Origin of the sequence: Streptomyces sp. NPDC057271 (assembly GCF_042668715.1) — a bacterium.
In the GTDB taxonomy this organism is placed as follows: domain Bacteria; phylum Actinomycetota; class Actinomycetes; order Streptomycetales; family Streptomycetaceae; genus Streptomyces.
In genome coordinates this window covers 40,289-65,890 of the sequence record NZ_JBHUYJ010000018.1, presented here as the reverse complement: position 1 = coordinate 65,890, position 25,602 = coordinate 40,289, and the positions used below count along the sequence as shown (strand labels likewise).

General features: G+C 71.7%; 21 protein-coding genes, 2 tRNA genes and 3 pseudogenes. 10 read left to right on the top strand and 16 right to left on the bottom strand.

All coding sequences use genetic code 11. From position 1 onward, the window contains the following. The first annotated feature begins 13 nt into the window (after positions 1-13). On the top strand, positions 14-961 hold the full coding sequence (locus ACFUJR_RS11840; RefSeq protein ID WP_383170474.1) for a Scr1 family TA system antitoxin-like transcriptional regulator: 948 nt from the start codon (positions 14-16) through the stop codon (positions 959-961). Further along, positions 930-1,034: pseudogene (locus tag ACFUJR_RS11835) on the top strand (DUF397 domain-containing protein); the annotation flags it as partial. The gene ACFUJR_RS11840 and the pseudogene ACFUJR_RS11835, both read left to right, overlap by 32 nt. 30 nt (positions 1,035-1,064) lie before the next feature. Here ACFUJR_RS11835 and ACFUJR_RS11830 read toward each other — a convergent pair. Next, positions 1,065-1,403: a DoxX family protein gene (locus ACFUJR_RS11830; RefSeq protein WP_383170476.1), complete on the bottom strand. Its 339-nt coding sequence runs from the start codon at positions 1,401-1,403 to the stop codon at positions 1,065-1,067. Between the two features lie 108 nt (positions 1,404-1,511). On the opposite strand from ACFUJR_RS11830, the gene ACFUJR_RS11825 reads away from it, so the two are divergent. Then, positions 1,512-2,189 (top strand): formylglycine-generating enzyme family protein, encoded by a 678-nt coding sequence (locus tag ACFUJR_RS11825; RefSeq protein ID WP_383170477.1) that lies wholly within the window; start codon positions 1,512-1,514, stop codon positions 2,187-2,189. A gap of 164 nt (positions 2,190-2,353) precedes the next feature. After that, positions 2,354-4,342: a calcium-binding protein gene (locus ACFUJR_RS11820; RefSeq protein ID WP_383170479.1), complete on the top strand. Its 1,989-nt coding sequence runs from the start codon at positions 2,354-2,356 to the stop codon at positions 4,340-4,342. 83 nt (positions 4,343-4,425) lie between these two features. Here the strand turns inward: ACFUJR_RS11820 and ACFUJR_RS11815 are convergent, their stop codons facing one another. After that, a complete protein-coding gene (locus tag ACFUJR_RS11815; protein ID WP_383170481.1) occupies positions 4,426-4,659 on the bottom strand; it encodes a hypothetical protein in 234 nt (77 codons plus the stop codon). A gap of 236 nt (positions 4,660-4,895) precedes the next feature. Here ACFUJR_RS11815 and ACFUJR_RS11810 point away from each other — a divergent pair, with 236 nt between their 5' ends. Both ACFUJR_RS11810 and ACFUJR_RS11805 read left to right on the top strand, forming a co-directional pair. Next, positions 4,896-5,339 carry a MarR family winged helix-turn-helix transcriptional regulator gene (locus ACFUJR_RS11810; RefSeq protein ID WP_383170483.1) on the top strand — a complete coding sequence of 148 codons (444 nt, stop codon included), beginning with the start codon at positions 4,896-4,898 and terminating at the stop codon, positions 5,337-5,339. 15 nt (positions 5,340-5,354) lie between these two features. Then, positions 5,355-6,986 (top strand): MDR family MFS transporter, encoded by a 1,632-nt coding sequence (locus ACFUJR_RS11805; RefSeq protein ID WP_383170485.1) that lies wholly within the window; start codon positions 5,355-5,357, stop codon positions 6,984-6,986. 212 nt (positions 6,987-7,198) lie between these two features. On the opposite strand, the gene ACFUJR_RS11800 is transcribed toward ACFUJR_RS11805, so the two are convergent. From ACFUJR_RS11800 to ACFUJR_RS11745, 12 genes are all read right to left on the bottom strand, one after another. Further along, on the bottom strand, positions 7,199-7,984 hold the full coding sequence (locus ACFUJR_RS11800; RefSeq protein ID WP_383177642.1) for a TetR/AcrR family transcriptional regulator: 786 nt from the start codon (positions 7,982-7,984) through the stop codon (positions 7,199-7,201). A 43-nt stretch (positions 7,985-8,027) separates the two neighbouring features. Further along, positions 8,028-9,539, bottom strand: coding sequence for an MFS transporter (locus ACFUJR_RS11795; protein ID WP_383177636.1), 1,512 nt, complete (start codon positions 9,537-9,539; stop codon positions 8,028-8,030). Positions 9,540-9,612: 73 nt separating this feature from the next. Beyond that, positions 9,613-11,853 carry an ArnT family glycosyltransferase gene (locus ACFUJR_RS11790; protein WP_383177633.1) on the bottom strand — a complete coding sequence of 747 codons (2,241 nt, stop codon included), beginning with the start codon at positions 11,851-11,853 and terminating at the stop codon, positions 9,613-9,615. After that, complete coding sequence (locus tag ACFUJR_RS11785; protein WP_383177630.1) at positions 11,850-13,109, bottom strand: glycosyltransferase; 1,260 nt, start codon at positions 13,107-13,109, stop codon at positions 11,850-11,852. The genes ACFUJR_RS11790 and ACFUJR_RS11785 overlap by 4 nt, the downstream gene beginning before the upstream one ends. A 26-nt stretch (positions 13,110-13,135) precedes the next feature. Then, positions 13,136-14,740 carry a sensor histidine kinase gene (locus ACFUJR_RS11780; RefSeq protein WP_383177627.1) on the bottom strand — a complete coding sequence of 535 codons (1,605 nt, stop codon included), beginning with the start codon at positions 14,738-14,740 and terminating at the stop codon, positions 13,136-13,138. 110 nt (positions 14,741-14,850) lie between these two features. Beyond that, positions 14,851-15,588 carry a response regulator transcription factor gene (locus ACFUJR_RS11775; RefSeq protein ID WP_383177624.1) on the bottom strand — a complete coding sequence of 246 codons (738 nt, stop codon included), beginning with the start codon at positions 15,586-15,588 and terminating at the stop codon, positions 14,851-14,853. 40 nt (positions 15,589-15,628) lie between these two features. Then, positions 15,629-16,522, bottom strand: coding sequence for an amidohydrolase family protein (locus ACFUJR_RS11770; protein ID WP_383177621.1), 894 nt, complete (start codon positions 16,520-16,522; stop codon positions 15,629-15,631). Then, entirely contained in the window at positions 16,509-16,844 is a 336-nt protein-coding gene (locus tag ACFUJR_RS11765) for an antibiotic biosynthesis monooxygenase family protein (RefSeq protein WP_383177618.1), read from the bottom strand. Before ACFUJR_RS11765 ends, ACFUJR_RS11770 begins: the two co-directional genes overlap by 14 nt. A 108-nt stretch (positions 16,845-16,952) precedes the next feature. Beyond that, complete coding sequence (locus tag ACFUJR_RS11760) at positions 16,953-17,795, bottom strand: DUF2797 domain-containing protein (RefSeq protein ID WP_383177639.1); 843 nt, start codon at positions 17,793-17,795, stop codon at positions 16,953-16,955. A 167-nt stretch (positions 17,796-17,962) separates the two neighbouring features. Then, a complete protein-coding gene (locus tag ACFUJR_RS11755; RefSeq protein WP_383177615.1) occupies positions 17,963-18,274 on the bottom strand; it encodes a hypothetical protein in 312 nt (103 codons plus the stop codon). A gap of 87 nt (positions 18,275-18,361) precedes the next feature. Continuing rightward, positions 18,362-19,072 carry a class I SAM-dependent methyltransferase gene (locus tag ACFUJR_RS11750; RefSeq protein ID WP_383177612.1) on the bottom strand — a complete coding sequence of 237 codons (711 nt, stop codon included), beginning with the start codon at positions 19,070-19,072 and terminating at the stop codon, positions 18,362-18,364. Positions 19,073-19,098: 26 nt separating this feature from the next. Further along, entirely contained in the window at positions 19,099-20,424 is a 1,326-nt protein-coding gene (locus ACFUJR_RS11745; protein ID WP_383177609.1) for an asparagine synthase-related protein, read from the bottom strand. Here ACFUJR_RS11745 and ACFUJR_RS11740 point away from each other — a divergent pair. Both ACFUJR_RS11740 and ACFUJR_RS11735 read left to right on the top strand, forming a co-directional pair. Further along, positions 20,311-21,246, top strand: a pseudogene (locus tag ACFUJR_RS11740) (transcriptional regulator); the annotation flags it as partial. The gene ACFUJR_RS11745 and the pseudogene ACFUJR_RS11740 overlap by 114 nt on opposite strands. 161 nt (positions 21,247-21,407) lie before the next feature. After that, positions 21,408-21,761 (top strand): annotated as a pseudogene (locus tag ACFUJR_RS11735) (site-specific integrase); the annotation flags it as partial. An 88-nt stretch (positions 21,762-21,849) separates the two neighbouring features. Here the strand turns inward: ACFUJR_RS11735 and ACFUJR_RS11730 are convergent. Continuing rightward, positions 21,850-21,922 (bottom strand) — tRNA-Arg (locus tag ACFUJR_RS11730). Between the two features lie 349 nt (positions 21,923-22,271). After that, a tRNA-Ser gene (locus tag ACFUJR_RS11725) sits at positions 22,272-22,362 on the bottom strand. Between the two features lie 206 nt (positions 22,363-22,568). Here ACFUJR_RS11725 and ACFUJR_RS11720 point away from each other — a divergent pair. Then, entirely contained in the window at positions 22,569-23,009 is a 441-nt protein-coding gene (locus ACFUJR_RS11720; RefSeq protein ID WP_383163745.1) for an SSI family serine proteinase inhibitor, read from the top strand. Between the two features lie 161 nt (positions 23,010-23,170). After that, positions 23,171-25,602 (top strand): PAS domain-containing protein (locus ACFUJR_RS11715; protein ID WP_383450344.1); only part of this gene is annotated, 2,432 nt, incomplete at its 3' end.

The following is a 25,602-nucleotide window of genomic DNA, read 5'->3' as shown; positions in this document are numbered from 1 at the left end:
CAAGGGGGATGGAGTGAGCCGACGTAACGCCACCGGGGGTACGGCCGCGACGACGGCCGGTGTCTTCGGCGAGGTCCTACGGCACTACCGGGAGGCGTCGAGCCTCACCCAGGACGCCCTGGCCCGCCAGATCCCCTGCGACCGCTCGCACGTGGCCCGGGTGGAGGCGGGGACGCGGGTCCCGCAGGACACGTTCGCGAAGGCGTGCGACGAACTGCTGGATACGGGTGGGGTGTTACTGAGGCTGTGGGGCCGGATCGACTGGTATCCGACAGTGGAACACCCGGACTGGTTCGAGCGGCGGGCTCGAATGGACGCGGAAGCCTTGGCCGTCAGGGCGTACCAGACGCAGGTGATGCCGGGCCTGCTGCAGACTCCGGAGTACGCGACCGCCCTGTTCGCCCGGCGACTCACCTCTGCGGAGGAGGTGGCCGACCGAGTGAGAGCGAGGTTGAGCCGCCAGCGGCGCTTCCTCGCCGCGGACGGCCCGATGTACATCGCGGTTCTGGACGAGAGCTGTCTGCGCAACGTGGTGGGAGGTCCCCTCGTGATGCGCGACCAGTGCGCCCATCTGCTGGCCGTGGGCCAACTGACCAACATCCGGGTCCAGATCGCACCGTCGAGCCGACCCGAGATCGACCGCCCCGACGCTTCCATGTCGCTGATCCAGCTGCCGGGCGGGCAAGAATGGGTGTACTCGGAGTCGCTCGACAGAGGCCACCTCAGCGACGATCCGACCCTCTATGGGCGGCACGCCCGGACCTATGATGTGCTCAGGGCGGACTCGCTGTCGGCCCGCGAATCTGCCGCTCTGATCAGCGACTTGATGGAAGGGTACGGCCACCATGCAGATGCACGATCTGACTGCGGCGACCTGGGTGAAGAGCAGCTACAGCGGCGCGAACGGCGGCGATTGCGTCGAAGTCGCCCCCGGATTCCCCGGCCTCGTCCCCGTGCGTGACAGCAAGGCTCCCGAGGGGCCCGCGCTCGTCTTCGGCCGCCGGGCGTGGGACTCGTTCGTGGGTGCCCTGTGACCGTGGAACCGTAGCGGTACGCGCCCGCGCTCAGGCGAGGAAGAGCGCGGCGACCGCCGGGGCCGCGTACATCATCGGCCAGACCACGTGCGCGTACGAGCGGGCGCGGATCACGGTGACCAGGGCCCCGGTGAAGTACAGGGCCACGCCGATGCCGGCCGCGAGGCCGATCGCCGGGATCCACAGGCCGACGACGAGGCCCACCGCTCCGGCGGCCTTGGCGAGGCCGAGCCAGGTCCACCAGGACCGGGGGACGCCGTACTCGGTGAGCGGCTGGGTCACCCATGGGGCCTTGATGAAGACCGAGAGCGCCGAGAAGCCGACCATGAACGCGGCGACGGCGGTGACGACGATGTAGGTGGTGGTCATCTCGGGCTCCTCGGTTCGGGGCGGCGAGCGCTGCTCGCTCGTACACCCCACTGACGGAGCGCACCGTCCCTGTGTGACCGGTTCGGGCTGAGAAATAGGGTCGCGTGCATGGATGAAAGTGCGGAGCACGCGATGATCGCGGTCCCGGCGGGGCCCGTAGCGCTCTCGGACCGCCGGACACAGCGCAGTTGGACGGTCGAGGTCGCGTCCTGTCTGATCGCGGCGTACCCGGTCACCCAGGCCCTGTACGCGCAGGTCGCCGGGGAGTGTCCCGGCGCCTTCCGCGGTGAGGAGCTGCCCGTCGAAGGCGTGTCCTGGTGGGACGCGGCCCGGTTCTGCAACGCCCTGTCCGAGCGTGAGGGGCTCACGCCCGCCTACGTGATCCCGTCGGACGACGGCGAGGACGTCAGGTGGGACGCCTCGGCCGACGGCTACCGGCTGCCGACCGAGGCGGAGTGGGAGCACGCCTGCCGGGCCGGGACGGCCGGGCCTCGGTACGGGCCCCTCGACGAGATCGCCTGGCACCGCGGCAACTCGGAGGAGCGGATCCACGAGGTGGGCGGCCGGCGGCCCAACGCGTGGGGTTTCCACGACATGCTCGGCAACGTCTGGGAGTGGTGCTGGGACGTCTACGACGCCGAGGTCTACGGCGGTTACCGCGTCCTGCGTGGCGGCGGCTGGTTCGACGAGCACTGGAGCTGCCGGGCTTCCGTGAGGCGCCGCAGCCACCCCACGTTCCGCGTCGACGACGTCGGATTCCGCCTCGCGCGGTCCGCCGGTCGCTGACCGGAGCACGTCGGTGGGGGAGGCCCGGCCCCGTCCTCACCCAGGTGAGTGGATCACACCGTCCATGCAGCTCAGCGGGGCCGAGCCGTCGGCCCCTCGGCGCCGGACGGGGCCGGAGTCTGTGGACCGTCACGCAGGACGGCCCGATCCGGGAGGTCTCCCCCATGTCCACATTCACCGGTCTGCGAAGAGCCCTGGGGCGCGGAGGACTCGCGGCCGCCGCGAGTCTGGCGCTGGTGCTCGCCCTTCCCGGAGCCGCGCTGGCCGCCCCGGGAGATCTGGATCCCGGCTTCGGGGGCGACGGCACCGTCCTCACCGACGCCGGAGGTGAGGAGTCGGGCAACGACGTGCTGGTGCAGCCCGACGGCAAGATCGTCGTGGTCGGCACCGACGCGACCGACTCGTTCGGAAACTACGCGCTGGTCCGCTATCTCGCGGACGGCAGTCTGGACTCCACCTTCGGCGACGGTGGAAGGGTGTCCACCGACGGTGGCTTCATCGAGACCGCGGAGGCGGCAGCGGTGCAGGCCGACGGCAAGATCGTCGTGGTCGGGAGCGCCGCGACCGACTTCGAGACGTGCTGCACGTTCACGGTGGCCCGCTACACCGCCGCCGGCAGCCTGGACCCGACGTTCGGCGACGGCGGCGTCGTGTTCCTCACCGCGTTCGGCCAGCCCGCGGCAGGGCAGGACGTGGCGGTGCGTCCCGACGGCAGGATCGTCGCCGCCGGTTACGCGGGCGGCCGTTTCGCGGTGGCCCGCCTCCTCGCGGACGGCACCCCGGACGCCACCTTCGACGGCGACGGTCTGGTCGCCACGGACCCTGACCCGAGTCCGGAGGCGGGCGGATCGGGCCGATCCCTCGCCCTGCAGACCGACGGCAAGGTCGTCGTCGGCGGCGAGGTGGGCACGACCGGCTTCGACTTCATGCTGCTGCGGTACAACGCCGACGGCAGCCTGGACACCGGGTTCAGCGGTGACGGCATGGTGCGGACCGACTTCGGCGCGTACGAGGGAGCCGAGGAGGTGGCCGTGCAGGGCGACGGCAAGATCGTCGCCATCGGCAACACCGACGCGGACGCGGCGGTGGCCCGGTATCTCGCCGACGGCAGCCTGGACACGACCTTCAGCGGTGACGGCAGGGTGACCACCGCCGGTGGAGCGGCCAGGGACGGGGTCGTGCAGTCCGACGGCCGGATCCTCGTCGCGGGCAGGGGCGGCGCCACCGGCGGCAACTTCGGGCTGATCCGCTACAACCCCGACGGTGCGCTCGACCCCGGCTTCGGGGCCGACGGCCGGGTGACCACCTCGTTCGACGGCGCCGACATCGCCAACGCGGTGGCGCTGCAGTCCGACGGCAAGATCGTCGCGGCGGGCACCGGGGGGCCGAACACCGACTTCGCGGTCGCCCGCTACGAAGGTGGCGGGGGAGCCCCGACGCCGCCCTCCGTGGACGTGTCGGTGACGAAGACCGGGCCGGGCACGATCAGCATCGGTGACCAGGCCACGTACACGATCCGGGTGACCAACAACAGCACCACGGCGACGGCCACCGCGGCCTCGGTCTCCGACACGCTCACCGGCGGCTCCGGGACCCTGTTGTCGGCCACACCCAGCCAGGGCGGCCCCTGCACCGTCAACCCCACCACCATGACCTGCCCGCTGGGCAACCTCGCCCCGGGCGCCTCGGCCACCGTCACCGTGGTCGCCGAACCCCGCGCCACCGGCACCCTGACCGACTGGGTCGCCACCGCCGCCGTCGAGACCGACCCAGCCCCCGGCAACAACAACGCCAACGCCGCCACCACGGTCGACAACGCCCGCGGCTGCACGATCATCGGCACCAGCAGCTACGAGACGCTCAACGGCACCTTCGGCAACGACGTCATCTGCGCCCTCAGCGGCAGTGACACCGTCAACGGCCGCGGAGGCAACGACACCGTGTACGCCGGACCCGGCAACGACCTGGTCAACGGCGGAAACGGCGCGGACCGGCTCATCGGCCAGAGCGGCAACGACCGCCTCAACGGCGACGCCGGCAACGACAACCTCGACACCCGCGACGGGGTCACCGGCAACGACGCCGCCTACGGCGGAACCGGCTTCGACACCTGCTCCACCGACCCCGCGGACTTCCGCAGCAGCTGCCCGTAGGGGGGCGCCGGACGGAGCCGGCGCCGGAGCCCGCGGAGGGTTCCGGTGCCGGTTCGCGTGTCCGCCGGACGCGGGGCCCGGGCTCAGCCCAGGGCCAGCCAGGCCACCGCCGCCACGACGACGATCGCCGCGATCACGCCGACGATGAGGCCCACGCGGGGGCCGGAGGACCGGGGAGTCGCCGCGGCCTGGCGGCCGCCGCCCTGCGGGGCGCCCTCGTCGACGAAGGCGCGGAACATCTGGGTGCTGCCGGCCGGGTCGTAGTTGCCCTCGGGGCCGGGGCCCTGACCGTACGGAGCTTGGGGGTTGTGTGCCATGAGCCAGGACCCTAGCGAACCCCCGCTTCCTGCCCCAAGCCCCGGCAGGGTCCGGGCACCGCTCCAGCACTGATCCCCCGCACCCTTACCCCCTGCCCCTCCCCCCGGCCTTCCCCTCCCGCCCCCTCCCCTTTGCCGATTCTTTAGCGCCGTTTGACCGATTTAGTTTGCCTGAAGCAACCATCCATCTCTATGGTTGCCCTAAGCAACAAGATGCATCGGGTCATGGGGTCACAGTGGACAAGCCGAACCGGTACGAGAACCTCGCCCGGCAGGTCAGCGCCATCGGCGCGGTCAAGCGCGGGATGGCCCGCTCACTGCCCGCCGACTGCCCCAGCGGATCGGCCATCGTCCTCGCCCTGCTCAAGCACGACGGGGACATGAGGATGAGCCGCATCTCGGAGCGGATGGCCGTCGACATGTCGGTCAGCAGCCGCCACGTCTCCCACGCCGTCGACCGCGGCTGGGTCGAGCGGCTCCCGGACCCGGCCGACAAGCGCTCCCGCATCCTGCACCTCACCGACGAGGGCAGGGAGAAGCTCGGCGAGCTGGACCGCCGGCTGACCGCGATGCTCACCCGCAACCTCGCGGACTGGTCCGACGACGACGTCGAACTCCTCACCCACCTGCTCGCCCGTCTCCGCGACTCCTTCGGGGACTGCCGGGCCCACCACGCGTAACAGCAAAGGACGTTCATGGCCACGACCACACCCGCCCCGCCAGCGCAGGCGGGCGGCCACACCTCTGCCGGTGCGCCCATGTCGCACCGGCAGATCATGGAGGCGCTCGCCGGGCTGCTGCTCGGCATGTTCGTCGCCATCCTGTCGTCGACGATCGTCTCCAACGCCCTCCCGCAGATCATCACCGACCTGGGCGGCGGCCAGTCCGCCTACACCTGGGTCGTCACGGCCGCGCTTCTGTCGATGACCGCGACCACCCCGCTCTGGGGCAAGCTCGCGGACCTCTTCTCCAAGAAGCTGCTCGTCCAGATCGCACTGCTCATCTACGTCGCCGGCTCGGTCGTCGCCGGCCTCTCCCAGAACACCGGCATGCTCATCGCCTGCCGTGTCGTCCAGGGCGTCGGCGTCGGTGGTCTGACCGCCCTCTCCCAGATCATCCTGGCCGCCATGATCGCCCCGCGGGAGCGCGGCCGGTACAGCGGCTACCTCGGCGCCACCTTCGCCGTCGCCACCGTCGGCGGCCCGCTGCTCGGCGGCGTCATCACCGACACCGACTGGCTCGGCTGGCGCTGGTGCTTCTACGTCGGCGTGCCCTTCGCGCTGATCGCGCTCCTCGTCCTGCAGAAGACGCTGAAGCTCCCGGTCGTCGGGGTCCCCCGAGCCGAGGGCCAGGGGGGCAAGGTCAAGGTCGACTGGGCCGGAGCCTTCGTCATCAGCGCCGCCGTCTCCCTCCTCCTGATCTGGGTGACCTTCGCGGGCGACAAGTACGACTGGATGTCATGGCAGACGGCCGCGATGGTCGGCGGCTCCGTGGTCCTCGGCGCGCTCTTCGTCCTCGTCGAGTCCCGTGCCGACGAGCCGATCATCCCGCTGTGCCTCTTCCGCAACCGCACCATCACCCTCGCCTCGGTCGCCTCGCTCTTCGTGGGCGTCGCGATGTTCGCCGGCACGGTCTTCTTCAGCCAGTACTTCCAGCTGGCCCGCAACGAGTCGCCGACGATGTCCGGCGTCCTCACGATCCCGATGATCGCCGGCCTGTTCGTCTCCTCGACCGTCTCCGGCATGGTCATCACCAAGACCGGCCGCTGGAAGGCCTGGCTGGTCAGCGGCGGTGCCCTGACGACCGGCGGGCTCGGCCTGCTCGGCACCATCCGCTACGACACCGAGTACTGGCACATCGCGCTCTTCATGGGCGTCATGGGTCTCGGCCTCGGCATGATGATGCAGAACCTGGTGCTCTGCACGCAGAACCAGGTGGCCCCGGCCGACCTCGGCTCCGCCTCCTCCGTCGTCACCTTCTTCCGCTCGCTCGGCGGCGCCGTCGGCGTCTCGGCGCTCGGCGCGGTCCTGGCCCACCGGGTCACGGACTACGTCCAGGACGGCATGGCCGCGCTCGGCCCGAAGGCCGCGGGCATGAGCGGCGGCACGGGCGGCGGCATCCCGGACATGGACAGGCTGCCGGCCCCGATCCGTACCGTCATGGAGGACGCGTACGGCCGCGGTGTGGGTGACGTCTTCCTCTACTCGGCCCCCTTCGCGCTGCTCGCCTTCCTGGTGACGCTGTTCATCAAGGAGGTCGCGCTGAAGAGCGGTTCGGCCCCGCAGGCCGACGGCCACGAGAGCGAACTCGCCCGCCCGGGCGAGTGACCGACTCCCGCCCGCGCTCCGAGCGGAGGCGCGGCCGGGTCCGGGGCGGCAGGCAGGGGACGGCCTGCCGCCCCGTTGTTCCACGGGGAGAGTGAGGGCACGGATGGGGAGTTCTCCGGTACGGGCGGGGGCCGGCCTCTGACTCCGCCCCCCGCCCGTGTTCGTACCGGCCCCCGTCCGGCTCGTACCGGCTACCGCCCGCGCTCGTACGGCTACCGGGGTTGCTCGGGGCCCACGCCCTCGCGGGCGACCATGACCTCGATGCCCGCGACCAGGATGTCGAGGGCGTACGCGAAGTCCCGTTCCCAGATGGCGCTGACGCTGCCGTGCGAGGCGCGTTCGTCGAGGATCTCCGCGATCGGTTCGAGCACCTCCGTGAACTGCGGATCGTCGCGGAAGGCCTTGATCGACTCACCGTAGAAGTCGTCCTGGGACATGCCCGCCTCGGCCGCCCGGCGCTCGAACTGCGACTCGATCGTGCCGTAGCCGTACACGAACTGGAAGACCGCGGACATCGCGCTCGGCTGCCGTCGCATCGGCAGACCGGTGTCCCCGATCGCCTCCTGGATCTTGGCGCCCACGGCGATCGCGTGCGGGCCGATGTTCAGGTATCGGCCCGCGCTCGGCGACATCCACGGGTGGCGCACCAGCATCCGCCGGTAGTCCAGGGCGAGGACGCGGACCCGGTCCTGCCACTCCCCGGCGGCGTCGACCGCGGCGAGGTCGATCTCGCCGTAGACCGAGTCGACGGCGTACTCGATGATGTCGTCCTTGGTGTCCACGTACCAGTAGAGCGACATCGCCGTGACACCCAGCTCGGTCGCGAGCTTGCGCATCGAGAGACCGGCCAGGCCGTCCTCGTCCAGCATCCGGATCGAGGTCGCCACGATCCGGTCGCGGTCGAGACCGGCCGGCCCGCCTCCGCCGCGCGGGGCCCGCTTTTCGAGCCACACGCTGGAACCCGCCGGGTTCTTGGCCCGGTCGGCGGCCTTGACCATCACGTTCCTCCGTGCGCTCACCTGTCAGCGGTCCTTCACCATGCTATGCAGCCGCGTCCCTCTTCTCGGACCGCTCCGCCCTGCGCAGCAGCGCGGCCGCGACCAGACCGCCCGCGAAGACGGCGACCGCGCCGACCAGCTGGCTGGTCTGGAGGCCGGAGGCGAAGGCGTCGGAGATCTCCGCCCGTTCGGCGTCGCCTCCGGCCGCCGCGAGGGCCGCGGGCAGCGAGGTCGCGGTGACGGCGACCAGGGCGGCGAACCGGGCGTTGAGCACGGCGCCCAGGACGGCGACGCCCAGACCGTTGCCGAACTCGGCGAGGGTGCCGTTGATTCCGGCGCCCACGCCCGCCTTCTCCGGCGGGATCGCGCTCATGATGGCGTTGGCCATGGCGGGGGACGAGACGGCGATACCGGCGCCCATCAGGACCAGCCCGAGGAGCATGCCCCCGTAGCTGCCGTCCGTGCCCCCGCCGAGCACGGCGATCGAGGTGAGGCCGCCGGAGACGAGTGTCATACCGACGAGGACGGCCATCGGGGTGCCGATCCTCATCACGAGCCTGGGGCCGAGACCGGTCAGGTTGAGGCCCACGATCGTCAGCGCGAGCGGCGCCATCCGCAGACCGGCCTCCAGCGGCTCGTACCCGAGGACGAACTGCAGGTGCTGGGTGAGGAGGAAGAGCGAGCCGCCCATGCCGAAGACGACGAGCAGCGAGCCGCCGACGGCGCCGATGAACTTCTGGTTGCGGAAGAAGTGCATGTCGAGCATCGGGTACGGGGTGCGCAGCTCCCACAGCGCGAAGGCACCGAGGACGGCGGCACCGACAGCGGCCGGGACCAGCACCTCGGCGGAGGTCCAGCCGTGCTCGGGCCCGGTGATGATCGCGTACACGACGGCGGTCATACCGATCGTGGAGAGCAGCGCGCCGAGCAGGTCGGGGCGCTCACCATGGGGGTTCTTCGACTCCGGTACGAGCTTGAGGACGGCGACCAGGCCGATCAGTGCCACCGGGATGTTGACGAGGAAGATCATCCCCCACCAGAAGTGGTTCAGGATGACCCCGCCGATCAGCGGGCCGCCTGCGAAGCCGAGCGAACTGACGGTGGACCAGAGCGCGATGGCCTTGACCCGCTCCGAGTCGTCGAAGATCTGCATGACGACGGCGAGCGTGGTGGTCATCAGGAGCGCGCCGCCGACACCCATGCCGGCCCGGGCGGCGATGAGCTGCTCGGTGGAGCCGGCGAGTCCCGCGGCGAGCGAGCCGAGTCCGAAGAGCGCGAGGCCGACGGCGAGGAGCTTCTTGCGGCCGTAGCGGTCGGCGGCGTTGCCCGCGGTGAGCAGGAGGCCGGACTGGACGAGCGAGTACGCGTTGATCATCCACTGGATGTCGGTGGTGGACGCGTGGAGTTCGGAGGTCAGCGACGGGATCGCGACGCTCAGGACGGTGTTGTCGAGCAGCACGGTGAGCTGGGCGAGACAGATGACGCCGAGGATCAGCCAGCGCTGCGGGTGCCCACCGGTGGTGGTGGGCGAGGAGGCGGCGGTCGTCGCCGTCATGGTTCCCCCTTGTACGGTGTACGGGACTTGGTCTCGTACACCGTACAAGGGTCTCCCTTACGCTGTATAGCGATTACTTCTGGCGGGTCAGGTCGTAGAAGGTGGAGCCGTCGACGGTGACCTGTTCGAAGGTGGCCGTCACCCAGGAGGAGATCTCCGAGCCGCCACCCATGCGGCCTCCCATGCCGCCTCCGCCACCCATGCCACCCATGCCGCCCATGCCGCCTCCGCCGCTGACGAAGTAGTGGATCTTGCCCTGGGCGACGTACTGCTTGAACTGGGCCAGGGTCGGGGACGGGTCGCTGCCGTTGAAGCCGCCGATCGCCATCACCGGCTCTCCGGTGGCGAGCTGGTAACTGGCGGCGTTCTGGGCGCCGATGGCCGCCGCGACCCAGGTGTAGTCGTCGGCGCCCGCGAGGAGCGTGGCCTTGGCCTCGGAACCGACGGTCGCGCCGTTGAGCAGGCCGCCCATCCCGCCGCCACCAACCGTGCCACCGCGCTCCATGCCCTGGGGCGGGGTGCCGCCGGGCATCTGACCGCCGGGGGCCTGACCGCCGGGGGCCTGACCGCCGGGCATCTGACCGCCGGGGGCCTGACCGCCGGGCATCTGGCCGCCGGGGGCCTGACCCTGACCGCCGGGGCCGCCGGGGCCCCGGCCACCCTGGCCCTGCCCGGGCGCCTGCCCCTGCCCGGGCGCCTGCCCCTGCCCGGGCGCCTGCCCCTGACCCTGACCCGGGCCGTCGGGCATCCGCATGCCGCCGCCCGGCCGGCCGCCCATCGCCCCGCCCGCCGGGCCCGCGGTCACGATCGAGCCCTGGTGGCCCGTGCCCAGCGTCTCCAGCGTGTACGCGAACGGACCCGCCAGCCCCGCCGCCAGACCGAGCCCCGCGATCCCGAGCCCGATCCGCCGGTCGAGCCGGCCCGCGAGCAGCAGCCCGACCGCGGCGACCGAGCCGGCGACCAGGACCGTCCAACGCAACCACGGCAGCCAGTCCGGCGTCCGGCCCAGCAGCACGTAGGCCCAGACCGCCGTCGCCGCCACCGTCACCGCGAGCGCCGCCGAGGCGGCGAACCGGCCCCGCTCCTCCCACAGGACGCCCGCGCCCATGCCGACGAGCGCCGCGACGTACGGGGCCAGGGCCACCGTGTAGTACTCGTGGAAGATGCCGGCCATGAAGCTGAACACGGCCAGCGTGATCAGCAGCGAACCGCCCCAGACCAGGAACGCGGCACGGGCCGTGTCCTTCCTGGGCGCACGCCAGGTCATCACCAGACCGGCCGCGAGCAGGATCAGCGCGGCGGGCAGCAGCCAGGAGATCTGGCCGCCGACGGCGTCGTCGAACATTCGGCCGATGCCGGTCTCGCCCCAGCCTCCGCCACCGCGGCCCCCGCCTCCGCCACCGACACTGCCGGTCTCGTTGCCGTTGATCCGGCCGAGGCCGTTGTAGCCGAAGGTCAGTTCGAGGAAGCTGTTGTTCTGCGACCCTCCGATGTACGGGCGCGAGGACGTCGGCCAGAGCTCGACCAGGGCCACCCACCAGCCGGCCGAGACGATCATCGCGAGCCCGCCGAGGGCCAGTTGGCCCATCCGGCGGCCGAACCCGGCCGGCGCGCACACCGCGTACACGAGCGCCAGCGGCGGCAGGATCAGGAACGCCTGGAGCGTCTTGGCGAGGAACGCGACACCGAAGGCGACCCCGGCCCACACCAGCCACTTCGTGCCGCTCTTCGCGTCCTCCAGCGCCCGCAGCACGCAGTACACGGCGACCGTCATCAGCAGCGCGAGCAGAGCGTCCGGGTTGTTGAAGCGGAACATCAGCGCCGCGACCGGCGTGAGTGCGAGGACCGTGCCCGCGATCAGCCCGGCGCCCGCGCCGAAGCGGCGCCGTACCGCCGCGTAGAGCACGCCGACGGTCGCCACGCCCATCAGGACCTCGGGAAGCAGGATCTGCCAGGACCCGAGCCCGAAGACGCGCACGGAAAGGGCCATCGGCCAGAGGGCGGCCGGCGGCTTGTCGACGGTGATGGCGTTGGCGGCGTCGAGCGAGCCGAAGAAGAAGGCCTTCCAGCTCTCGCTGCCGGCCTGGACGGCTGCGGAGTAGAAGGAGTTGGCGTAGCCGGAGGCGCTCAGGTTCCAGACGTAGAGCGCGGTGGTGACGGCGAGGAGGGCGAGGAAGGCGGGCCGCACCCACGGAGCGTCCTCGGTCCGTCCGCGCCAGACGCGGGCGAGACGGCCGACGGGAGGCGACGCGGCGTGCGCGCCGTGGGCCGCCGCGGGCGGCGCCGGGTCGTACGGGGTCGTGGTCGTGGTCATCGCGTGTCCCTTGAGAGCGAGGTGTCCGGGAAGACCCAGAGCCGGAAGAGGAGGAACCGCACGACGGTCGCGGCGAGGTTGGCCACGATCAGAACGGCGAGTTCGGTGGAGTGGGCGGCCTGGCCGGTGGCCGCGCCGAGCGCGGCGAGCGAGCCGCTTGTCAGGGCGAGACCGATGCCGAAGACGACGAGACCCTGCGCCTGGTGGCGTACGGCACGGTCCCGGCCGCGCACCCCGAAGGTGAGGCGCCGGTTGGCCGCCGTGTTGGCGACGGCGGAGACCAGGAGTGCGGCGGCGTTGGCGAGTTGGGAGCCCATGCCGAGCCGGAAGGCCGAGTACAGCGCCAGGTAGAAGAGGGTGGACAGCGCGCCCACCACGCAGAAGCCGAGGAGCTGCCGGGCCAGCCCGCCGGGCACGCCCGCCAGTTGCCGGTCGCGCGGATCGTCCCCGAAGGGACGGGCGAGCCGGTCGAGCGGCAGCGAGCCGGTGGCGAGCGCCCGGCCGACGCGCCAGACGCCCTTCAGGTCGTCGGTGGCGGTCCGCACGATGTGGACGGTGGAGTCGGGGTCGTCGACCCAGTCGACGGGCACCTCGTGGATGCGCAGCCCGGCGCGCTCGGCGAGGACCAGCATCTCGGTGTCGAAGAACCAGCCGGTGTCCTCGACCATCGGCAGCAGCCGCTCGGCGACGTCACCGCGTACGGCCTTGAAGCCGCACTGCGCGTCGGAGAACCGCGCGGCGAGCGAGCCGCGCAGGATCAGGTTGTAGGCCCGCGAGATGAACTCCCGCTTCGGCCCGCGGACGACCCGCGAGGAGCGGGAGAGCCGGGAGCCGATCGCGAGGTCCGAGTGGCCCGAGATGAGCGGCGCGACGAGCGGGAGGAGTGCGTTGAGGTCGGTGGAGAGGTCCACGTCCATGTAGGCGAGGACCGGTGCGTCCGAGTGCGACCAGACGGTGCGCAGCGCCCGGCCCCGGCCCTTCTGCTCCAGCCGTACCGAACGCACCTCGGGCAGCTTCGCCGCCAGGGCGGTCGCCACCTCGGGGGTCCGGTCGGTGGAGGCGTTGTCGGCGACCGTGACGCGGAAGCCGTACGGGAAGGTGCGGGAGAGGTGGTCGTGGAGCCGCAGCACGCACGGCTCCAGGTCCTTCTCCTCGTTGTAGACGGGGATCACCACATCGAGGACGGGCCGCCCGGCCGTCCCCACGGGCAGGTGGTCCCGGGCGGGGAGGGTGCCCGCGATCGTTTGGGTTCGCATGGCACAGACCCTCTCCAGGGCGGCTGTCACGGCTGTGTGATGAGCCTGTGCCCTGCCTGTGAGTCCTGCGGGACGTGCTGGTTCTCCAGCGGGAGGGCCACCGTGAAGACGGTCCCTCCCGGCCGGCTCCTGACGGTCACCTCACCGCCGTGGGCGACCGTCACGGCCCGCACGATGGCGAGCCCGAGCCCGGTGCTGCTGCCGTCGGCACGGCGAGCGCGGGAGGCGTCCCCGCGGGCGAAGCGCTCGAAGACGACGGGCAGGAGCCCGGCCGGGATGCCGGGTCCGTCGTCCTCGATCTCGACGAGGGCGCGGCCGTGGACGTGGCTCTGGCCTTGGCCTTGGCCCTGACCTTGGCCCTGACCTTGGCCCTGACCTTGGCCTTGGCCTCGGCCACCCTCCGTCCGTACGCGCGCGGTGACGTGCGTGCCGGGCGGGGTGTGGGTACGGGCGTTGGCGAGCAGGTTGACCAGGACCTGGTGGAGGCGTGCCGCGTCCGCCCGTACCGACACGGCGGAGTCGGGGAGTTCGAGCCGCCAGTGGTGCTCGGGTCCCGCCGCGCGGGCGTCCGAGAGCGCGTCCACGACGAGCGGTGCGAGATCGGTGCTCTCGTACGAGAGCGGGCGTCCGGCGTCCAGTCGGGCGAGCAGCAGCAGGTCCTCGACCAGACCCGTCATCCGGGTCGCCTCGGACTCGATCCGCCCGAGCGCGTGCCGGGTGTCGGGCCCGCACTCCTCCCGGCCGCGCCGGGTCAGTTCCGCGTACCCCCGGATCGAGGCCAGCGGCGTGCGCAGCTCGTGGCTGGCGTCCGCGACGAACTGCCGCACCCGGGTCTCGCTCTGCTGACGGGAGTGGAGCGCGGAGTGGACGTGGTCGAGCATCCGGTTGATGGCGGCGCCGACCTGCCCCACCTCGGTCCGCGGATCGGCCTCGGGGACACGGTGGTGAAGGGCCGGTTCGCCGCTGTGCAGCGGCAGTTCGGAGACCTGGGTGGCGGTGGCGGCGACCCGCCGCAGCGGGCGCAGCGCGATCCCGACGAGCGCCGAGCCCGCGAGCGAGGCGGCGACGAGACCGGCGCCGGTGACGCTCACCTCGACGAGGATCAGGGTGGAGAGGGTGTCCTGGACGTCGGAGAGCGGGATCCCGACGAGATAGTCCCCACGGCTCCCGGAGGCGTACTCGACCCGGTAGTCGTCCAGGCCCGGCAGCTCGACGGTGTGCGGCGCGCCGTCGCGCGGAGCGGCGGCGAGGGCGGCGCGCTGGGCCGCGTCCAGGGTCCGTGCGCGGTACTTCGGGCCGTACGTCCCCTGCTCCTCCTCCTCGGAGACGGCGGCGTCCCGCAGCTCGCCGTCCACGACCGACGCGCCGACGGTGCCGAGCGGGGCGCCGGGACCGGTGAGGAATCCGAGCACCTCGAAGGGGGTGCCGCCGGGGATGGGCCCCGGCATGTCCTGCGGCGGCCCGGCGGCCCGGTTGGCGACACCCTGGAGCTGCCCGTCGGCCTGGTCGTACAGGTACGACCGGAACGCGATCGTCGTCACCGCCCCGATCACGGTGGCGACGATCGCGATGAGCGTGACGGCGGAGACGACGAGCCGCGTACGGAGCGACCACGAGCGAGGGCCTCGCAACCGGGTACGGGAGCGAAGGCCTCGCAACCGGGTACGGGAGCGAAGGCCTCGCAACCGGGTACGGGAACGCAGGCCGGCCGGCTCGGAGCGAGGGCCTGGCATGGGTCGGTCTACTCCCCCGGCTTGATGAGATAGCCCGCCCCGCGCCGGGTGTGGATCATGGGGGCCCGCCCCACGTCGATCTTCCGGCGCAGGTAGGAGATGTACAGCTCGACGACGTTCGCCTGGCCGCCGAAGTCGTACGACCACACCCGGTCCAGGATCTGCGCCTTGCTGAGCACCCGGCGCGGATTGCGCATGAGGTAGCGCAGCAGCTCGAACTCGGTCGCGGTCAGATGGATCGACTCGCCACCGCGCGTGACCTCGTGGCTGTCCTCGTCCAGCGTCAGGTCCCCGACGACGAGCAGCGACTCGCTCCGCACCTGCGCCGCGCCGGACCGCCGGATCAGCCCGCGCAGCCGCGCCACGACCTCCTCCAGGCTGAACGGCTTGGTGACGTAGTCGTCGCCGCCCGCCGTGAGCCCGGCGATCCGGTCCTCGACGGCGTCCTTGGCGGTCAGGAACAGCACCGGCACGTCCGGCTGCTCGCGGCGCAGCCGGCCGAGCACGGAGAGTCCGTCCATGTCGGGCAGCATCACGTCGAGGATCACCGCGTCGGGCCGGAACTCCCGGGCCTCGCGCAGCGCTCCGGCCCCGTCGCCGGCGCTGTGCACCTGCCAGCCCTCGTACCGCAGGGCCATGGAGAGCAGCTCGGCGAGCGAGGCCTCGTCGTCCACGACGAGGACGCGGACGGCGGAACCGTCGGGCCGGCGCATGTCGGTGCGCCCGCGGGGCTTCGTGGCAGTCATACCGCCACGCTGACCCGGGGTACTGAGAGCTCCCTTTCCCCTACCTGTGAATTCCCTGAGAAACCTGGGGGAAGAGCGCGGCCCCGTTCTCGTACAGGACGCGGCGCAGCCAGTCGTCCCCGAGGCCGAGCCGTTCGAGGGCGTCGAGCTGGTGGACGTACGGATGGGGGATGTTCGGGAAGTCGGAGCCGAGGAGGATCCGGTCGCCGAGCGCGCGCAGCCGGGGGAGTTCGGCGGTGGGGAAGGGCGCCAGGCGTTCACTGAAATCGGTGAACGCCATGGTGGTGTCCAGGTGGACGCCCTCGTACCGCTCGGCGAGGTCGAGGAAGTCCCCGTACTCGGGCGTGCCCATGTGCGCGACGACCAGCCGGAGCCGTGGATGACGGGCGAGCACCCGCCCGACCGGCGCGGGTCCGGTGAACCTGCCGGGGGTCGGTCCGGAGCCGCAGTGGACCACGACGGGCGTGCCGGCCTCGGCGAGGACGCCCCAACTGTCTTCGAGCAGCTCGTCGTTCGGATCGAACCCGCCGACCTGGAGGTGCACCTTGAAGACACGGGCCCCGGCGTCGAGGGCGTGCCGGACGTAGCCGGTGGCGCCCGGCTCCGGGAAGAGCGTGGCGGTGTGCAGACAGTCGGGCGTACGAGCGGCGAAGCCGGCGGCCCAGCTGTTGAGCCACTCGGCCATGCCGGCCTTGTGCGGATAGAGCATCGAGGTGAAGGCGAGGACCCCGAACTCGCGGAGGAGGGCGACCCGCCGGTCCTCCTCCTCGCGGTAGGTGATGTGCCACTCCACACCGGTCAGGGGGCCGACGGCGTCGAAGTAGGCCCAGACCTTGTCGAGGACGTTCTGGGGCATGAAGTGGGTGTGGACGTCGACGAGCCCGGGGATCCCGAGTCGCCGGGCGAGCTGTCGCGTCGCGTCAGCCGCGCTCAAAACCGTAACTCCGCTCGACCCTGCCGATGTGGACGCTGTAACTCTCGTACCAGTGCTCCCTGCCGTGACGCTTCGCGGCCTGGTGCTCGGCATTGTCCCGCCAGGCGTCGAGGGATGCGAGGTCGCGGAAGTACGCGACGGTGATGCCGAGGCCGCCCGGGGTGCGGGCGCCCTCGGCACCGAGGAAGCCGGGAAGCCCGCTGACGATCTCCAGCATGCGGGCGTCGGTCTCGGCGAATCCCTCGGGATCGTCGGGACGGATCGAGGTGAAGACAGCGGTGTAGTAAGGCGGTTCGAGGCCCGCCACCAGTTTCGGGGTCATGTGGATCACCCTCCGTCGGGCGGGGCGGGCGTGTCCATAAGGGCCGCCGGAAGGGATCCAAGTCTTTACGTACAGGGCGCTGCGAGCTGTTCCCCCTGCGCCGGAGGGCTACAGGGGGAACAGCTCGTCCTGGACGTCGGTGTCGGCCTTCCGCACGGGCACGGTGACGGGGTGGCCGGGGTCCGCGGAGACGAGCCCCCACCCGCGGACGACACGGGTGTCGACGGCGAGGCAGCGCCCCGCGGAGTCGCGAAGGTGCAGGTCGGGCCCCGCGGCGGCGAGGAGGCGCCCGGCGACGACACCGGCGTCGACGAGCTCGGTGACGGTGCCGGAGAGCGGGGGCAGGCCGTCGAGCCCGAAGGCCTCGGCGTGGTCGTACGCCTGGAACTCCACCCGCTCCAGGGTCTCGGCCCAGCCGGCGAGCCCGGTGGCCCGCCCGTACAGCTCCTCGATCTCGCGGCGGCGCGCGTCGGGGCCGGGCAGGTCGTGCCGTACGGCGCGCTTACGGGCGTACGGGATCCGGTCGGGCACCTTCAGGGCGTGCCGCAGCAGTTCCTCGGTCCGGCGGGCGGCCATGAGCGGCCCGCGCCCGAGCCAGCCGAAGGCGACGGCCCCCTGCTCCAGGAGCCGGGCGGCACCGCGTTCCTCGGCCGTGATCCCGACCTTGGTCATCCCGGGCCCGAACCAGGCGAGATAGACGCGGTACGTCCGGGGGTCGTCGGCGATCGTGTCGGCGGCGACCGAGTGGGCCCGGTCGAGTCGCGCGCACTCGGGGCACTGCCCGCCGGTGGCACGGGCGGGCACGGTCGCGTCGAGCGGGCAGGGGTTCCCGCGGGCGCCCGGGCAGAGCCGCGGCCCGACGACCCGGAAGGCGACCTGCTGCCCGTACGCGAGCACGGACACGCGCCCACCGTCCCAGCGGAGGCCGGGCACACCGCCGCTCCACCGCATCCCGACACACCGCCACGTCACGGAACCAGTCTGCTCCGAGGCACTGACAACCAGGGCACCGCGGTTCTCAGGGCGGGGTTCTCGGCCGGGGGACGCCGTGACGTCTCACATCCACGCGGCCGGCGCCCGGGAGCGGTGCGGCCTGGGCCGCCTCCACCGCAACCGCCTCAGAACCCGGCCATGGACTTGTCGAGCACTCCGCCCAGCGCACCGTACGCGCTGCATCGGACCGAGTGCCTCGCCTTGCGGCGGAGCGCGAACCCCACGGCGAACGACAACGCGAAGAGCCCGCCTAGGACCATCGCTACGACCGGGTTGTAGACGAAGTACACAAAGCACGCGACGCCGGCCCAGACCAGGATCGGCAGGAGCGAGCCGTGCAACACCGTCCCGAACCTGATCCGTTCTGGACCGGACGGCAGCACCCGTTCATGCCACACCTCGATGTGGTTCCTGGTCACACAGTGCTCAGGTCGCATGGAGCCATCACACCACCCACAGCTCGGGGCTGGTGCGGTGAACCGTAGGAATCGGCCCAGTCAGCTTCTCGACCCCCGTTGATCAAGTCAGGTGTACCTGGCCACCGTGTACGCCGTCGGCCCGGTGAGGCTGGCTCCGGAGCCGTCGGTCATGTCCAGGATCTCGAAGCCGACCCGCTCCGCGTACTGTTCGAGCTCGCGCGGGAAGAGGACACGCCTGCGGATCTCGTCCTGGGCCTCGTCCCCTGAGGGGAGTGCCCAGTGTCGGTGCATGATGTTGATCTGGGTCCGCAGGTCCCACTCGTGGCGGATCGTGACGGTCGCGGGGCCGCTAGGGGTGTCGACCGTGGCGGTCATCGGATCGGTCCCCGTGATGGGTGCGACGGGGGAGCACAGGATGAGCAGGCTGCCCCTCTGGGCGTGGGCCGCGAACGTGGCGAAGACCTGGGTGATCTCGTTGTTGTCGTGGACGTAGGCGAGGCTGTTGCCCATGCAGGTCACCACGTCCATGCACCGCCGGAGTCGGGCGGTACGCATGTCTCCGATGCGGATGTCCAGCTCCGGCCGGACCTGGCGGGCGTAGTCGACCATGCCGGGCTGGAGGTCCAGGCCGATGCACTCGAAGCGCTTGGCCAGGATCTCCAGGTCCCTGCCGGTGCCGCATCCGAAGTCGACCAGCGTCCGCCCGTCCGGCCGGTGCGTCTCGATCAGGGTCTGACACACCCCGGCGCCGGTGCTGTCGGACTGGATCACGTCGTACAGGGCCGGGTCCCGGTAGAGGAGGTTCGTCGCTTCCACTGGTTCCGCTTCCGTGTCGTGGCTGATCACATGAGGCTCCGCAGTCCGACCTCAAGGGCGAGGACATCGCACAGCAGGTCAGGGACGGTCAAAGCGGCATCGGCGTCCTTGCGGGCCTGAGCGAGTGCCTTGCCGTCAACGTAGCCGAGATCGACCAGGACGGACTCCTCCAGCATGTCGTCCAGCACTGGCAAGCCGTAGGAGCGCAGCCCCTTCTCCAGGACGGCCAGGAAGTTCTCCGGTTCGGCCGGCGCCGCCACCGGCTCCGGCAGTCCCGCCCACCTGATCCGCGCACGGAACAGCGCCTTGCCTCGCTTGTACTCGTGCGGCAGCTGCTCCATGAACCGGACGATCCGCGGGTGTACGAGCGGGCTCACCGGCCAGACGCCGGCCCGCAGGAAGCCGGGGTTGTGCATCCCGAACGCCATCAGGGTCGGCACCGGCAGGACGGGGATGGGCGCCAGGTGCTGGTTCACCTCGGCCAGTGCCCGGACCGCCTTCGGCCCGAGCCACGGAACGGTTTCCGGGGGCGGTAGTTCCGCATCCGTCCTGGAGTGGTGAGCGTTCACCTCGTCCCCTCCACTGCCGGTGAACATGACGTCGCACCGTCGGGCGGCTGCCTGCTCGCGTACGACGTCGAAGGCTTCCTGGTAGAACGCCCCCGCCGGATCATGTGGTCGGCGCACAGCGCGCACGCCACCGGGGCAGAACGGCGGGTGCTGCACAGCGGGAATGGCCACGTCTCGGAAGCTGCAGTGATCCGCGTACGCCTGGCGGCGCTCGCGCTGCTGCCTGCCGGTGCTTCCCCCGACCAGTAAGCCGAAGCTGTGCACGTGCGCAAAGCGCGCTGCCTTCACGGCCAGGGCGACGTTCCCGGAGTCCGCGCCGCCCGACAGTTCGACGCCCACACACCCCGTAGCGCTCGGCGCTTCACGGATCACGTCGGTCAGCAACTCGTCGAGCATGGCGAGTGGATCGACACCGGGACGTAGCGTGCGCGGCTCCAGGACGTGTTCGGCGGGATCCGGGTAGTGGATGCCGAGTCCGGAAGCGGTGAACGTGGCGGACGCCCGCTCAGTCAGGCGATAGACACCCTTGAACAGCGTCTCGGACGTGTAGCGGTGCTGCCTGGTCAGCGTCCGCGCCACGACACGCGGTGCCAGGCGATCAGTCGACAGATGCGGACCCAGTGCTGTCACGTCCCATGACGCGTGCAGCTCGCCGGCCTTCTCCAGCAGGTACAGCGGGGCCGTGCCGAAGACGCCCGCCGGATCGGCATGGACGAAGTGGACATGGTCATCGCCATGACCGAGCGCGTCTCGGAACTGGACGACCAGTTCGGCGGTCGCCACGCACGCCCCATGGCCGCCTCGTTCATGGTGAACACCGTGGCGTCCTACCTGCGCGCCGACGCCCCCGACGACGTACGGAAGGCCATGCTCTCCGCAGCCTCGGACATGCTGTACCTAACCGGCTACATGGCCGTGGACGAGGGACTGCACGGCCTGGCGCAGCGCTACTACGTCAAGGCGCTGGAGCTGGCAGGCGCCGCCGATGATCACCTGACCTACTGCACCACCCTGCGCGGCATGAGCGTCCAGGCCATCGACCTTCGCCACGGGGCGAAGGCCATGGAACTGGCAGACGCCGCAGCAGCCGCCTCCCCCAAGGCAGGCCCTCGCATGCTGGCCTTCCTCGCCGGCCAGCAAGCACACGCCGCCGCACAGACCGGGAACCGGACTCGAGCGTTGCGATACATCCGGGAGGCCGAGACGGCCATGGACCGTGCCGAGTCCCGCGGCAAGGCGTTCGGCTCGTACGACCCGGCGTCGCTCAACTACCACATCAGCCAGGTTCGTTACGAACTCGGCGATGTCTCCGGCGCCATCGAAGCCATGCGGCAGTCCGACAAGGTGCGCTACAGCGTCTACCGCCGCGCCCGCGTCCGACACCGCGCCGTGCTGGCCGAACGGCAACTGGAGATCGGCCACCTGGAAGCGGCCTGCGACACCTGGCACCAGGCGCTCGACGACTACCCCATGGTGCAGTCCGGCCGAGCCGACGACCGGATCAGAACCATGTTCGGCCTCCTCCGCCCCCACCTCAAGAACGCCATCACGAGGGACCTCTACGACCGCGCACGAACGATCGCGCCGCCTTCTCTGGTCAGCTGACTCGGACCGTTGGCGACTCCAGCCACCGAAAGTCAGCCACGGCGGCGGGTGCGTCGGCCGAGCACCCGCCGCCGTGGGTTTCCAGCAACCACCCACCGGCCCCCAATCCGTCACGGCCTCGGCTCCGTTTCATCCTGAGCGCTGCCGCCGGCCTCGTCTTGATGTGCCACGCCCAGCAGCTCGGCGACCGGAATGCTGCCGGGGAGCTCTGGCAGGACGGCCGTGACCTGATCTTCACGACGAAGTACGGGACGCCGATCGGGCCCGGCAACCTCACCCGCATGTTCGCCCTGCGGGCCCGCCGCGCCGGACTCCGTGTGATCCCGCTCCGGAACACCCGGCACACGTGCAGCTCGCTCCTGGTGGTCCTCAAGGTCCACCCGAAGGTGGCACAGCGGATCCTGCGGCACTCGCAGATCGCCACGACGATGGAGGTCTGCGCCGAGGCGAGCGAGGAAGCTGTACGCGCCGCGATCGGCAAGCTGTCCGATGCCATGGGCGGCACCACCGGCTGACGGCGATCAGCGCGGTTGCTGTACTTCGCTGCTGTACGGCCCGGAAACGCAAGAGGCCCGGACTCTCGTCCGGGCCTCTTGCCTGCTGTGCACTCGGCAGGATTCGAACCTGCAACCTTCTGATCCGTAGTCAGATGCTCTATCCGTTAAGCTACGAGTGCTTGTGCTTCTCGGCTTTTTTCTTGCCGGTCGGCGTTGCGTGGACAACATTACATGACCTGCGCCGTAGCGCGAAATCCATTAGCCAGACCCACTCTGACCTGCGGAAACGCCATCCTGAGGGGTTCCCTCCGTTCCGCGGTACCGCCAGGTGGGGGACCTCCGATCCGCGACGAATCGTCGATCCGGGTCCCGGAACGGCCGCGGTCCGGAGCGCGGGGCCCGGGCTCGGATCGGCCGAAGCGCCGGGCCGTGGCGCCGGGTCCGGGAACGGTCGAAGCCCGGGGCCGTGGCGCCGGCCCGGGGAACGGCCGAAGCCCCGGCCTGTGGGGCCGGGGCTTCGGGGTGGGGCGGAGGCGGAGGGATTTGAACCCTCGATGGGCTTTAAGGCCCAAACCGCATTAGCAGTGCGGCGCCATAGACCGGACTAGGCGACGCCTCCATGCACCTTCACGCGGGCGTGAGTGGTGCGTGCAGATGATGACACAGCCGAGCCTGGTGTCACCAATCGCTTCTCACCGTACTAGCCCTCCGGGGCGGAGAGCAAAGCCCCTCGGCGCACCCCGGTTGCGCAACGAACGGCAGTACGGAGCGTTAGAGAAGACGGGCCCGCGCCAGACGGCCCCCATCCGCCTTCCTGGAGTTCGCATGCTGCACAGCCTCGTCCTCGCCACCCTCGCCGCCACCACGACCACCGCCGCCGGCCTCGGTGGCGTCGGCGGCCTCGGGCCCCTGCCGTCCCTGCCGTTGCTCTCCTCGCCCGACACGCTCACCGTGACGATCACCAGGAGCGGCCACCGCAACGCCGACGGCACCTTCGAGCTCGAGTGCGGCGAGAAGCCCGGCGGGACACACCCGGCCGCCGCGCGCGCCTGTGCCCGCCTCGACGGACACGCCGAGGCGGGGAGGAACCCCTTCGCGCCCGTCGCCAAGGACCGGATCTGCTCCCTCCAGCACGGCGGCCCCGCCACGGCCCGCATCACCGGACAGTGGCGTGGCCGCACCGTCGACGCCCGCTTCTCCCGGGCCGACGGATGCGAGATCGAGCGGTGGGAGAACCTGGAGCCCGTACTGCCCCACGTGCGGTGATGAGGTGAGGATGCCGTCGGGATGTCGCCGGGGCACGCGACCGCACCCCGAGACCGCCGGGCCTGCCTTTAGACTCCCTCTCAGTGACAGGCTGCGGTCCGGAGGGCAAGATGGGGCCGGCCAGCCGGGCAAGGTGCAGTGGTCAGGGAGGAAGCGTCGTCGTGAGCAGCAGGCCATCCCGAGGCGCTGCTCGCCTCGCAGCCATACTTGACGCCCTCCCCGACGGTCTCGTGCTCGTCAACTGCAACGGCACGGTCGTCAACGCCAACACCATCGCCCTCGGCATGTTCGAGACCCCCGGCACCGCTCTCGTCGGACGCGGGCTGCTCGACCTGCTGCCGGGGTTCGACTCACGCCTGATCCCCGGCTCCATGCGGCGCCCCGAGGGCACCGACGAACAGGGCCGTACGAAGCCGACCCGGATGATCGCGCGCCGGACGGACGGCGGCGAGTTCGCCGTCGAGGTGACCAGCGCCAGCCTGGAGGACGGCCGCGAGGCCTACGACTCGTACACCGCCTACACCGGCGACGAGCTGCTCATGCTCGTCGTCCGCGACCTCACCGGCACGCTCGACACCGAGGCCGAGCTCGCCCGCTCGCAGCGTCAGACCGAGATGATCCTGCGCGCGGCCGCCGAGGGTGTCGTCGGTACGGACACCGACGGGCGGGTCGTCCTCGTCAACCCCGCCGCCGCGCAGATCCTCGGCTACCGCGCGAGCGACCTCGGCGGCAAGGAACTGCACCCGCTGATCCTGCACTCCCGCGCGGACGGCGAGCCCTTCCCGTACGAGGAGTCGCCCCTCGCCGACACCCTCAAGTCGGGACGCAAGCACCGCGTCCGCAGCCAGGTGCTCTGGGCGAAGAACGGCTCCCAGGTACCGGTCGACCTCACGACCGCGCCCGTACGGGACGGGGACCAGCTCGTCGGCGCGGTGATGACCTTCACCGACCGCCGGCCGTACGAGCAGCTCGCCGAGGAGCGCGCGACCGAGGTCGCCACGCTCGCCACGAAGCACGCGACCGAGCTCGCCGAGCTGAAGAAGAGCCACGAGGAGCGGGCGGCGGCGGAGAAGGAGCGGTACGAGGCGCTGGCCGCCCGGCACGAGCAGCTGACGGCCGTCATCGGCGAGTCGCTGCGCGGGCCGTTGGAGGAGCTGCGGAACGAACTCTCCACCCTCGCCGCCGACGACGCCGGACAGCTATGGCCCGAGGCCAACCAGCTCCTGCACCACCTGGCCGCCGGGTACGCCCGGATGACCACCCTCGTCGACAACGTCCTCGGCTACCAGCGGCTGGACGCCGGGACGGAGACGCTCGGCAAGTCCGTCGCCCTGCTCGACGCGGTCGTCACGGCCGGCGTCGACGGGGCCGTGGAGCTCATCGGGCCCGGCCGGGCGCAGTTCGCCGTGCACGCCCCGCCGATCGAGGCCGAGGTGGACGCGGGCCGGCTCGCGACCGCGCTCGCGCATCTCGTGGCCGACGTCGCCGGGGTCGACTCCACCGGCAAGGCCCGCGTCGTACCGGGTGCCGGGTACGCCGACTCGACGATCGTGGTGGCCGCCGCGCAGCGCGGTGACGTCGTACGGATCGAGGTCCGCGGACCCTACGCCGGCGGCGACCCCGTCCACCAGCCCATCGTCCGCGGCATCGTGGCCGCGCACGGCGGTGTGGTGCAGACGCACGAGGTGCCGGGGATGAGTGGCAGCGCGTACGTACTGGAGGTGCCGCTGGGCGCCGGGAAGGGGACGATCACGCCCCCGCCCGCCCCGCCCACGCCCTCCGCTGTGCCTGACTCGTCCGCCGCGATCGCCACCCCCGCCACCCCCGCCATCCCCGCCTCGATCGCCACCCCCGCCTCCGCCGCCTCCGCCTCCGCCGCCTCCGCCTCCACCGCCTCCGAGCCGGAGGCCGCGCCGTCCGACGGGGCCGCGCTCGCCCTGCCCGCGCAGGCCTCGGACACGAACGGCGGCGGACGGCGGCGCGCCCGGCGGGCGTCCACCGACGCCTTCCTGGGGAGTCCGGTGACCGCCGAGGGCGGCAACGCCGGCGCCGTCGAGCCGACCGGCCGGCGCCGAGGTCGTACGGAGCAGGCTCCGGCCGGTCCCGCCGAGCTGATCCCGGCCCAGAACGCGGGCACGGCGGACGGTACGGCCGAGAGCGGTACCACGGCCCCCGGGACCGCTGGGGCTTCTGGTGCCCCCAGGACCCCCGCGCCCCCTGGGACCCTCGCGACCCCTGGGACCCCTGGGACCCTCGCGACCCCTGGGACCCCCGGAACCCCTGGGGCCGTCGAGCCGACCGGGCGCCGCCGCGGCCGGCCCGCCGAGGGCTCCGTGGTGACCGCCGCCGAGGGCGCGCAGGGCCGGGCCGCGCTGGGCGCCGCCGTGCCCCCGCAGGGTGTGCCCGTGCCCGCCCAGGGCGCTCCCGCCGAGGCTCCCGCGCTGGCCAGGGCCCTGCCCGCGGCGGGCGGCGAGGAGACGGGCGCGCCGCAGCCCACCGGGCGCCGCCCCCACGAAGACCTCCCAGCTCCCGCATTCATCACGGCAGCCGCGACGGTCCCCAGCGCGCCCTCTGCCCCGCCCCCCCCCCAACC

Bases quoted from the DNA above. Each gene is read 5' to 3' on its own strand.
- ACFUJR_RS11815 (WP_383170481.1), bottom strand. From the start codon at position 4,659: ATGGCACACAACCCCCAAGCTCCGTACGGTCAGGGCCCCGGCCCCGAG.
- ACFUJR_RS11765 (WP_383177618.1), bottom strand. From the start codon at position 16,844: ATGACCCCGAAACTGGTGGCGGGCCTCGAACCGCCTTACTACACCGCT.
- ACFUJR_RS11785 (WP_383177630.1), bottom strand. From the start codon at position 13,109: ATGCGAACCCAAACGATCGCGGGCACCCTCCCCGCCCGGGACCACCTG.
- ACFUJR_RS11790 (WP_383177633.1), bottom strand. From the start codon at position 11,853: ATGACCACGACCACGACCCCGTACGACCCGGCGCCGCCCGCGGCGGCC.
- ACFUJR_RS11805 (WP_383170485.1), top strand. From the start codon at position 5,355: ATGGCCACGACCACACCCGCCCCGCCAGCGCAGGCGGGCGGCCACACC.
- ACFUJR_RS11795 (WP_383177636.1), bottom strand. From the start codon at position 9,539: ATGACGGCGACGACCGCCGCCTCCTCGCCCACCACCACCGGTGGGCAC.
- ACFUJR_RS11720 (WP_383163745.1), top strand. From the start codon at position 22,569: ATGCTGCACAGCCTCGTCCTCGCCACCCTCGCCGCCACCACGACCACC.
- ACFUJR_RS11755 (WP_383177615.1), bottom strand. From the start codon at position 18,274: ATGCGACCTGAGCACTGTGTGACCAGGAACCACATCGAGGTGTGGCAT.
- ACFUJR_RS11760 (WP_383177639.1), bottom strand. From the start codon at position 17,795: ATGCGGTGGAGCGGCGGTGTGCCCGGCCTCCGCTGGGACGGTGGGCGC.
- ACFUJR_RS11830 (WP_383170476.1), bottom strand. From the start codon at position 1,403: ATGACCACCACCTACATCGTCGTCACCGCCGTCGCCGCGTTCATGGTC.
- ACFUJR_RS11800 (WP_383177642.1), bottom strand. From the start codon at position 7,984: ATGGTCAAGGCCGCCGACCGGGCCAAGAACCCGGCGGGTTCCAGCGTG.
- ACFUJR_RS11825 (WP_383170477.1), top strand. From the start codon at position 1,512: ATGGATGAAAGTGCGGAGCACGCGATGATCGCGGTCCCGGCGGGGCCC.
- ACFUJR_RS11820 (WP_383170479.1), top strand. From the start codon at position 2,354: ATGTCCACATTCACCGGTCTGCGAAGAGCCCTGGGGCGCGGAGGACTC.
- ACFUJR_RS11775 (WP_383177624.1), bottom strand. From the start codon at position 15,588: ATGACTGCCACGAAGCCCCGCGGGCGCACCGACATGCGCCGGCCCGAC.